Source organism: Mesorhizobium sp. M7A.F.Ca.AU.002.02.1.1 (assembly GCF_003998535.1).
Taxonomy (GTDB): domain Bacteria; phylum Pseudomonadota; class Alphaproteobacteria; order Rhizobiales; family Rhizobiaceae; genus Mesorhizobium; species Mesorhizobium ciceri.
Map to the genome: position 1 here is coordinate 1 of NZ_RZPB01000203.1, position 8,592 is coordinate 8,592.

At 62.6% G+C, this 8,592-nt stretch carries 9 protein-coding genes and 1 pseudogene; 8 read left to right on the plus strand and 2 right to left on the minus strand.

Annotated elements, in window-relative coordinates:
• The 4 genes and pseudogenes from EN879_RS14765 to EN879_RS14780 form a co-directional block, all read left to right on the plus strand.
• The coding region (locus EN879_RS14765) for an SH3-like domain-containing protein (RefSeq protein WP_127274112.1) at window positions 1–392 on the plus strand (392 nt) is incomplete at its 5' end.
• Complete coding sequence (locus tag EN879_RS14770; RefSeq protein ID WP_063168265.1) at window positions 379–720, plus strand: nitrile hydratase accessory protein; 342 nt, start codon at window positions 379–381, stop codon at window positions 718–720. The genes EN879_RS14765 and EN879_RS14770, both read left to right, overlap by 14 nt.
• A 115-nt stretch (window positions 721–835) precedes the next feature.
• Window positions 836–1,732: pseudogene (gene fusA / locus EN879_RS14775) on the plus strand (elongation factor G); the annotation flags it as partial.
• A gap of 152 nt (window positions 1,733–1,884) precedes the next feature.
• Window positions 1,885–3,012 carry an ATP-dependent RecD-like DNA helicase gene (locus EN879_RS14780; RefSeq protein WP_063168263.1) on the plus strand — a complete coding sequence of 376 codons (1,128 nt, stop codon included), beginning with the start codon at window positions 1,885–1,887 and terminating at the stop codon, window positions 3,010–3,012.
• Window positions 3,013–3,151: 139 nt separating this feature from the next.
• Here the strand turns inward: EN879_RS14780 and EN879_RS14785 are convergent, their stop codons facing one another.
• Window positions 3,152–3,427 carry a hypothetical protein gene (locus tag EN879_RS14785; protein WP_348631492.1) on the minus strand — a complete coding sequence of 92 codons (276 nt, stop codon included), beginning with the start codon at window positions 3,425–3,427 and terminating at the stop codon, window positions 3,152–3,154.
• Window positions 3,428–3,561: 134 nt separating this feature from the next.
• Here EN879_RS14785 and EN879_RS14790 point away from each other — a divergent pair, with 134 nt between their 5' ends.
• Window positions 3,562–4,302, plus strand: coding sequence for a pyridoxine 5'-phosphate synthase (locus EN879_RS14790; protein WP_063168262.1), 741 nt, complete (start codon window positions 3,562–3,564; stop codon window positions 4,300–4,302).
• Window positions 4,303–4,406: 104 nt separating this feature from the next.
• Entirely contained in the window at window positions 4,407–6,326 is a 1,920-nt protein-coding gene (locus EN879_RS14795; protein ID WP_063168261.1) for a potassium transporter Kup, read from the plus strand.
• A gap of 185 nt (window positions 6,327–6,511) precedes the next feature.
• Here the strand turns inward: EN879_RS14795 and EN879_RS14800 are convergent, their stop codons facing one another.
• Window positions 6,512–7,405 carry an SDR family oxidoreductase gene (locus EN879_RS14800; RefSeq protein WP_063168260.1) on the minus strand — a complete coding sequence of 298 codons (894 nt, stop codon included), beginning with the start codon at window positions 7,403–7,405 and terminating at the stop codon, window positions 6,512–6,514.
• A gap of 135 nt (window positions 7,406–7,540) precedes the next feature.
• Here EN879_RS14800 and EN879_RS14805 point away from each other — a divergent pair, with 135 nt between their 5' ends.
• Window positions 7,541–7,951, plus strand: coding sequence for a helix-turn-helix domain-containing protein (locus EN879_RS14805; RefSeq protein WP_063168259.1), 411 nt, complete (start codon window positions 7,541–7,543; stop codon window positions 7,949–7,951).
• A 44-nt stretch (window positions 7,952–7,995) separates the two neighbouring features.
• On the plus strand, window positions 7,996–8,592 hold a 597-nt coding region (locus EN879_RS14810), incomplete at its 3' end, for an NAD(P)/FAD-dependent oxidoreductase (protein WP_245493819.1).

Sequence of the window (8,592 nt, forward strand, 5' to 3'; positions counted from 1 at the left end):
ATCTCGAAGCGGGCAAGGCAGTCGATCCAGCAGCGACTCCCAAGAGGGTGCTGAAGGCGGAAAACGTGCCCGCGGTGTTGGCCAAGGGCAGCCCTTGCGACCGGCCGGTGGCGCAAGCGGCGCGGTTCAAGGCGGGCGACGCCGTGCGGACCAAAAACTTCAACCCGACCGGCCACACGCGGCTGCCGCGCTACGCACGCGGCAAGCACGGCGTGATCGAGGCGGTGCACGACGGTTTTGTTTTTCCCGACAGCAACGCGCATGGACACGGCGAAAATCCGCAATGGGTCTACACCGTGGTTTTCGAAGGATCGGAGATCTGGGGCGAGGGGGCCGACCCGACGCTACGCGTGTCGATAGACGCCTGGGAGAGCTATCTTGAGCCGGCGTGAAGAACTGCCGCCAGGTTTCGACGAGCCGGTGTTCGCCGAGCCGTGGCAGGCCGAGGCCTTCGCCATGACGGTGGCGCTGCACGACAAGGGCCTGTTTTCGTGGAGCGAGTGGGCGCAGGCGCTGTCGAGCGAAGTGAAAAGACCGGGCGCCGCAGCGGACGGCCATGATTATTACGAACATTGGCTGGCGGCGCTGGAAAGCCTGCTTGCCTCGAAGGGACTGGCCGCCAAGGCCGATGTCGACGCGATGGCTGAGGCCTGGGAGCGCGCGGCACATGCCACCCCGCACGGCAAGCCGATCCTGCTGGAGAACGATCCTGGACCCTGACAGCAGGCTGCGAGCAGCCAGGCCAAAAAGATCAGTTTAGTCTTCCGTTATCTCAGTCCGGATTTCGCTCCTGCACTCAGTTGCAAATATTGGGGCCACCAGCGACCATATCCCCATGATGGAAAAGCCTGCCGCGCCCTGGCCTTTGCTGCAAATCGCGATCGAGCCGAAATCGAAGGCCGATCAGGAGCGGCTGCGTATCGCCTTGGCGAAGCTGGCGGACGAGGATGCTTTCTTCCGCGTCATGCAAGACGAGGAATCGGGCCAGACCATTATCGCCTTCATGGACGAACTCCACCTCGACATCATCATTGACCACCTGCGTCGCGAGTCCCAGGTCGATGTGAATATTGGTTCTCCACAAGTGGCCTATCGCGAGACGATCACCCGTACGCACAAGCAGGACTTCACGCACAAGAGGCAGTCCGGCGGCACCGGTCAGTTCGCCCGCGTCAAGATCATGTTCGAGCCGAACGCGGACAGCGCGGACTCCGTGTTCGAGTCCAGGATCGTCGGTGGTGCGCTTCATGGCGAATACATTGCGGGCGTCGAAAAGGGGCTGCGCAGCATATTGTCCTCAGGTCCATTTGCGGGCTTCCCGATGATCGGCGTCAAGGCGGTGCTGATGGATGGCGCTTTTCACGATACCGATTCCTCGGCTCTGGCTTTCGAGATCGCCGGCCGCGCCTGCTTTCGCGAAGCCGCGCCACGCCTCGGCGTGCAGTTGCTCGAGCCGATCATGAAGGTCGAAGTAATGACTTCAGCAACCCATGTCGGCAACGTCATCGCCGAACTGCAAAGCCGCCGTGGCCAGATCCTGAGTCGGGAAATCCGCGGCGTGGTCGTCGTCGTCAACGCGACAGTGCCGCTTAGAAATATGTCCAAGCTGGAGGATGCACTCCGGTCCTGTTCGAACGGGCAGGCACGGTTGAGCGTCAGCTATGCCGGATACGCTCCCGTTCCGCTACCACCCGACGACCGCGACCCGCGGGCCGCCATGGCCATTGCCTGAATTTCGCTTCCAGCCGACGTGGTCGATTGTTCCCTTTACGTTCTTGTCTGTGCCTGATAGCCTGACCCGTCGGCGGCACTTAAGCGTCCCGGCGCATCGATGATGATGGCGGCTGTCTTGTCTTTCCCTTGCGAATCCGGTCTCTCGCGCTGATGGAATTCTCTCCCCAACAGGACGAGGCGCTGCAAGCGGTCGCCCGCTGGCTGAAGATCGGCCAGCCGCAGCTGTTCCGGCTGTTCGGCTATGCCGGCACCGGCAAGACGACGCTGGCGCGCTATTTCGCCGAGCATGTCGACGGCCAGGTGCAGTTCGCCGCCTTCACCGGCAAGGCCGCGCAGGTGCTGCGCTCCAAGGGCGCGGTCAATGCGCGTACCATCCATTCGCTGATCTACCGGCCGAAAGGCGAGGAATCGGTGTCGGACGAAATCACCGGCAAGACGTCGATGTCGCCGACTTTTTCGCTCAACCGGCAGAGCCCGATCTCGCGGGCCAAGCTGGTCGTCATCGACGAATGTTCGATGGTCGACGAGCAACTCGGCCGCGACCTGATGAGTTTCGGCACGCCGATCCTGGTGCTTGGCGACCCCGGCCAGTTGCCGCCGATCTCGGGCGGCGGCTTCTTCACCGACCACGAGCCGGATTTTCTGCTCACCGAAATCCACCGGCAGGCGCGCGACAACCCGATCCTGCGGCTGGCGCTCGATGTGCGCGAGGGCCGCGAGTTCATGCGTGGCGACTATGGCACGGCGCAGGTGATCGGCAAGGAAGACGTTACCCAGGAACTGGTGCTGAAGGCGGACCAGGTGCTGGTCGGCACCAATCGCACGCGGCGCCGCTACAATCAGCGGCTGCGCGAGCTCAAGGGCTTCAACGCCGACTATCCGCAGGCCGGCGACAAGCTCGTCTGCCTGCGCAACGATCCGGCAAAGGGCCTGCTCAACGGCTCGCTGTGGAAGGTGATGACATCGTCGCGCGAGACGGTGAAGCCCGGCATCAACCTTCTGGTGTCGCCGGAAGAGGACGATCCGGATCGCGGCGTCGCCAAGATCAAGCTGCTCAAGGCGGCGTTCGAGGATCCGGACGCCGATATCCCCTGGCAGCAGAAGAAGCGCTTCGACGATTTCGACTATGGCTACGCGCTGACCGTGCACAAGGCGCAGGGCTCACAGTGGAACGAGATCGTGCTGTTCGATGAAAGCTGGGCCTTCAAGGAAACCCGCCAGCGCTGGCTCTACACCGCCATCACGCGGGCGGCCGAGCGGCTGACGATCGTCAGGTAGGGGCGCCGGATGCTGTTGCCCCGATAGGCTGTGCGGCAAGCCATTGCCAGGCGGCAGCCTCGTCCTCCGTCCTGAAATGCCTGATTTCGATGGGTGGTGAGGACGGCAGAAAGCGTTGTGAGTCCGCTATCCAGTCCGGTTAGCCGATCGTCGCGCAACGGTCGACATGTTCCAATGCATGAATGGCGCCCTGCTTCAGGGTCTCGTCAGCGATGTCGGCCCAGTCGACGCCGTCGTGGTCGACGAGGCGCACCAGCACATCGACGCGCGGATGCAGGGCGTAGGCTGCCTCCAGCAATCCGAAAAGATTTTCACCATCGGCCGCGGAAACGTGCCCGACGACATCGATGGCGAAAAGGTCGTCACGGCTGGTCTCGATACGGCGGATTGCCGGCACCTCATCAAGAAAATTCATCGGCGCTACCTTTCCCCGCTGGTTCATCAGGCTTGGAACACCCGAAACCCCCAGTCTGTTCCCACCAAAGGCATTACTGTTCCCGTCAAAGGCATTATAGGTGGGCGCGTCTAACGATTTCCGAGGCCACCCGCATGCCTGCAAAGCTCTCCGTCAACCTCAATGCCATCGCCATGCTGCGCAACCGGCGCGACCTGCCGTGGCCAAGCGTCACCGGCCTCGGCCGCATTGCGCTGGCGGCCGGAGCGCACGGGCTGACAGTGCATCCACGCCCCGACGAGCGGCACACAAGACTCTCCGATGTGCCTGAGATCCGGTCGCTGATCGACGACGAGTTTCCGGGCGCGGAATTCAACATCGAGGGCTATCCGACCGAGGATTTCCTGCTGCTTGTGGAAAAGCATCAGCCTGAACAGGTGACCTTGGTGCCGGACGATCCGGCCCAGGCGACATCGGACCATGGCTGGAACTTCGCAACCCAGGCCGCGTTCCTCACACCAATCGTCAAGCGCCTGAAGAAGGGGGGCTTTCGCGTGTCGCTGTTTTCCGATCCGGATCCCGATTGGGTGGCGGCCGCGCGCGACACCGGCGCCGACCGCATCGAGCTCTATACAGGTCCATATGGCAGCTATCACACAGATTCCGCCAAAGCCGCCAAAGAGCTGGAAAGGCTGGGAAAAACCGCTGACGCCGCGCTTGCCGCCGGGCTGCAGGTCAATGCCGGGCACGATCTGGTGGTCGGCAACCTGCCGGCGCTGGTCAAGCGCATTCCGGCATTGGCCGAAGTGTCGATCGGACATGGGTTGACAGCCGACGCGTTGGAGTATGGCATGGCCGGTACGGTGGGTCGGTTCCTCAAGGCCTGCGGATGGTAGCGATGGGCAGCCTCGCATGGCAGGCATGGCAGCCATTACGCGACGGCACTTGATATTGCATCGCAGCAAGCGTAGAGCACCGCGCGCTTATCGGAGTGTCGTCCATGGCCCTTACCAATACTGGTAGTGAGGCAGAACCCGTCGAACAATCGAGCCATTCGGAAGTCGAACAGCACAGCACCAAGGTTCTGATGCTGGGCGCGCTCGGTGTCGTCTATGGGGATATCGGCACCAGTCCGATCTACGCCTTTCGCGAGGCGCTGGTGGCATCTTCCGGCGGACAGGTGGCCGACCGCGGTGACATCCTCGGCGTTTTGTCGCTGATCATCTGGTCGCTGACCATCATCGTCACCATCAAATACATCATGTTCGTGCTGCGGGCGAACAACCGCGGCGAGGGCGGCGTGCTGTCGCTGATGGCGCTGGCGCGCGGCAGTTTCCCCAAGCGCTCGGCGCTGATGCTCGGCATCGGCATCGTCGGGGCGTCGCTTTTCTTCGGCGACGCCGTCATCACGCCGGCGATTTCGGTGCTGTCGGCGGTCGAAGGCATGAACGTCGTCACGCCGACCTTCCAGCCTTATGTCGTGCCGCTGACACTGGTCATTCTCGCCATAGTGTTCGCGGTGCAACGTTTCGGCACGGGCGGCGTGGGATTGGTCTTCGGTCCCGTGACGGCGGTGTGGTTCCTGGCGATCGGCCTTTCCGGCCTCAACCACATCATCGCCGATCCGGAAATCCTGTGGGCGATCAGCCCGCACTACATCGTCGCCTTCCTGATCAATTCGCCCGATGTCGCTTTCGTCACCATCGGCGCCATCTTCCTCGCGGTCACCGGCGCGGAAGCGCTCTATGCCGATCTCGGCCATTTCGGCCGCAAGCCGATCGTGCTCGCCTGGCTGTGGGTCGTGTTTCCGTGCCTGCTGCTCAATTATGCCGGGCAGGGCGCTTTCGTGCTGGCCAAGAACGGCGTCGTCGGCCATCCGTTCTTCGAAATGAATGAAGGCTGGACGCTGATCCCGATGGTCGTGCTGGCGACCGCCGCCACGGTCATCGCCAGCCAGGCGGTGATCTCGGGCGCCTTCTCGTTGACCAGGCAGGCGGTGCAGCTCAACATGCTGCCGCGCCTGGAAATTCTGCATACGTCGGAGAAACAGTCCGGCCAGATCTACATGCCGCGCGTCAACCTGCTGCTGGCGCTGGTGGTGATGATGCTGGTGGTGGGCTTCGGCGAGTCCAGCAGGCTGGCATCGGCCTACGGCATCTCGGTGACCGGCAACATGCTGGTGACCACGGTGCTGTTGTTTGTGGTCATGACGCGGATCTGGAAATGGAAGCTGTGGCTGGCGGTCTCGCTGACGGCGCTGTTCGGCTTCATCGACGTCGGTTTCTTTGCCTCCAACATCGTCAAGGTGTTTGAGGGCGGCTGGGCATCGCTGGCCGTTGCCTTCACCATCGTGCTGGCCATGTGGACCTGGGTGCGCGGCAGCCGCTATCTGTTCGACAAGACCCGCCGCAACGAGATCCCGCTCGATTTCCTCGCCGGCAATCTGTTGAAGAAGAAGCCGCAGCTGGTGTCAGGCACCGCCGTGTTCCTGACCAGCGATCCGCTCAGCGCGCCAACCGCACTGATGCACAGCCTGAAGCACTACAAGGTGCTGCATGAGCAGAACGTCATCCTTTCAGTGGTGACCGCGCCGCAGCCGGTGGTGCCCGACAGCGACCGGGTCAAAATGGAGACGGTCAACGAGCTGTTCATGCGGGTAACGCTGACCTTCGGCTACATGGAGCAGCCCAACATCCCGCGCGCGCTGGCGATCTGCCGCAAGCAGGGCTGGAAATTCGACATCATGACGACTTCGTTCTTCCTGTCGCGGCGTTCGCTCAAGGCCTCGCCCAATTCCGGCATGCCGGTGTGGCAGGACCGGCTGTTCATCGGCCTGGCGCGCACGGCGGCCGACGCGACGGAGTATTTCCAAATCCCGACCGGGCGCGTGGTGGAGATCGGCACTCAGGTGGCCATCTAGGACATGCCGATATTCAGGTGAGGCCGGCCTGCGAACGGCAGGTTCCTGCGCTTCCGGTACTCACGGACCAAGTGTCCGCTCCGTTCCGGTTCTCGGAACCCACATTCTCGGTCCAGCCTGACCTGAATCTCGACATGTCCTGGCGAATGAGCTGTGTCTTGCGGCACAGTCCATGTCACTCCGCTTCAACCGGCCAGCGCGGCCTTGTTCGCCTCGAGGAACTGCTTCAGCGTTTTTGGCTTGCGGCCGGAAAGCGTCTCGATCGCGTCGGTCACCATGGCGATGCGGCCGGAGCGCGTGTTGACGTCGAAGGACACGATGACTTCAGCAAAATCCTCGGGAACGCCGGATGCCTTTACCCCTTCGGTGAGCGCTTCATCCGGAACCTGCACGACATCGAGCGACTTGCCGGTGACCTCGCTTACCAGGGCGGCAATCTCTGCCGTGGTGTAGGCGTGCGGACCGGTCAAGGTGTAGGTCTTGCTTTCGTTTGAAGCGCCAGCGAGGCTGGCGGCGATCGCCGCTGCCATGTCGTCGCGCGCACCGTGGGCAATGCGCCCGTCGCCGGCCGACGTGTACCATTTTCCCGAGGCGATCGCGTGCGGCAGGGCCATGAACAGGTTCTCCTGGTACCAGCCGTTGCGGAAGATCGTGTAGGGGATGCCGCTCGCCTTGATCGCCTGCTCGGTGCTGTAGTGGTCATCGGCAAACAGGACCGGCGATACCGGCTCCGGATTGGGCATCGAGGTGTAGAGCAGATGCGAAATGCCGGCGTTTTTGGCCGCGGCGACGGCATTTTCGTGCTGCTTCAGGCGCCTGCCGCTTTTGAGATCGAGATCGCCGGTCGAAATAATCAGCACCTTGTCGGCGCCTTTGAATGCGGTTTCCAGCGATGCCGCGTCGTTGAAGTCGGCGGCCCTGACAACGACGCCGCGCAGCGCCAGATCGGCCACGCTTTCCGGATTGCGTGTGGCGGCGATGATGTTTGCCGGTGGAACTTTGTGCTTGTCCAGGAGATATTGGATGACGCCGTGGCCGAGCTGGCCGGAAGCGCCGGTGACGAGAAGGGTTTCGCTCATGGAAGGTCCTGACATTGCGCCGCTAAGGCGGTTCGAGTGGCAGTCTCAAAAAGAGACCAGCACTAAAATAGGAATTGACCTGGTGCCGTAAAGAAGGCAGTTTTTCGGGAGGTAGGCACACGCAGGGAACCAGCCATGGACGGCAAGGTCATCAATCTGAAATCGAAGTTGGAGGTCTATAAGGCCATCTCAGGCGGCGGCAATATTGCCAATTGTCCGGTTCGCGAGGTCATTCAAGGGGTGAGCGGCAAATGGAGATCGCTGCTGATGATGGCGCTGGCTGAAAAACCCTATCGCTTCGGTGAGTTGCGGCGCCTTGTGCCCGACATTTCGCAACGCATGCTGACCCAGACGCTGTACGATCTTCTGCGCGATGGCTATGTGCATCGTGAGGTGTTCCCGACCAAACCACCAAGCGTCGAATACAGCCTGACCGATCTCGGGCGCTCTATGTTCGGCGCCTTTCATCAATTGATTCTGTGGGCCGAACTCAACCATGATGCGGTGCGCGCAGCGCGCGCCGATTTTGATGCGTCCCAGGCTTGAACGGCCGCCAAGGCCCAGGCTTGAACGACCGCTAAAGCCCCACGGTGCGGCTTGATTTCGCCGGGCTGCTGAAGGATTGTCCCGGCCAGTTCGGCTTTGGGGGCATTGGCATTTCCTACGACATCGCAATAGCAGGCGCCGGGCCGGCGGGACTGGCCATGGCGCTCTATCTCAAGCGCGCCGGGCATCGGGTCACGGTCTTTGAACGCTTCGATGAGCCGAAGCCGGTCGGCCCCGGGCTGATCCTGCAGCCGACAGGGCTGACGGTGCTGGCCGATCTTGGCCTGCTCGACGACATGCTGGCGCTGGGCAGCCGCATCGACCGCCTGCATGGCGCCGATGCCACCACAGGCCGTACCGTGCTCGATGTCCGCTACGATGCGCAGCGCGGTGGCCGCTTCGGGCTGGCGGTGCACCGGGCGGCCTTGTTCGGCGTGCTCTTCCGCGCCGCCCAACGCGAAGCGATCGCCATCGAAACCGGCGTCGAGATCGAGGCCTTGGAGACGGGCGAACGGACGACGCTGATCTGCGGCAACGGACGAAGGGCGGGGCCGTTCGACCTCGTCATCGACGCCAGCGGTTCGCGCTCGAAACTGCGCGGCGCAAGCGCTGCAGGCGAGCCACGACCGCTCACCTATGGC

Coding starts and splice junctions, on each gene's coding strand:
- EN879_RS14780 (WP_063168263.1), top strand. CDS start 1,885: ATGGAATTCTCTCCCCAACAGGACGAGGCGCTGCAAGCGGTCGCCCGC.
- EN879_RS14785 (WP_348631492.1), bottom strand. CDS start 3,427: ATGAATTTTCTTGATGAGGTGCCGGCAATCCGCCGTATCGAGACCAGC.
- EN879_RS14790 (WP_063168262.1), top strand. CDS start 3,562: ATGCCTGCAAAGCTCTCCGTCAACCTCAATGCCATCGCCATGCTGCGC.
- EN879_RS14795 (WP_063168261.1), top strand. CDS start 4,407: ATGGCCCTTACCAATACTGGTAGTGAGGCAGAACCCGTCGAACAATCG.
- EN879_RS14800 (WP_063168260.1), bottom strand. CDS start 7,405: ATGAGCGAAACCCTTCTCGTCACCGGCGCTTCCGGCCAGCTCGGCCAC.
- EN879_RS14805 (WP_063168259.1), top strand. CDS start 7,541: ATGGACGGCAAGGTCATCAATCTGAAATCGAAGTTGGAGGTCTATAAG.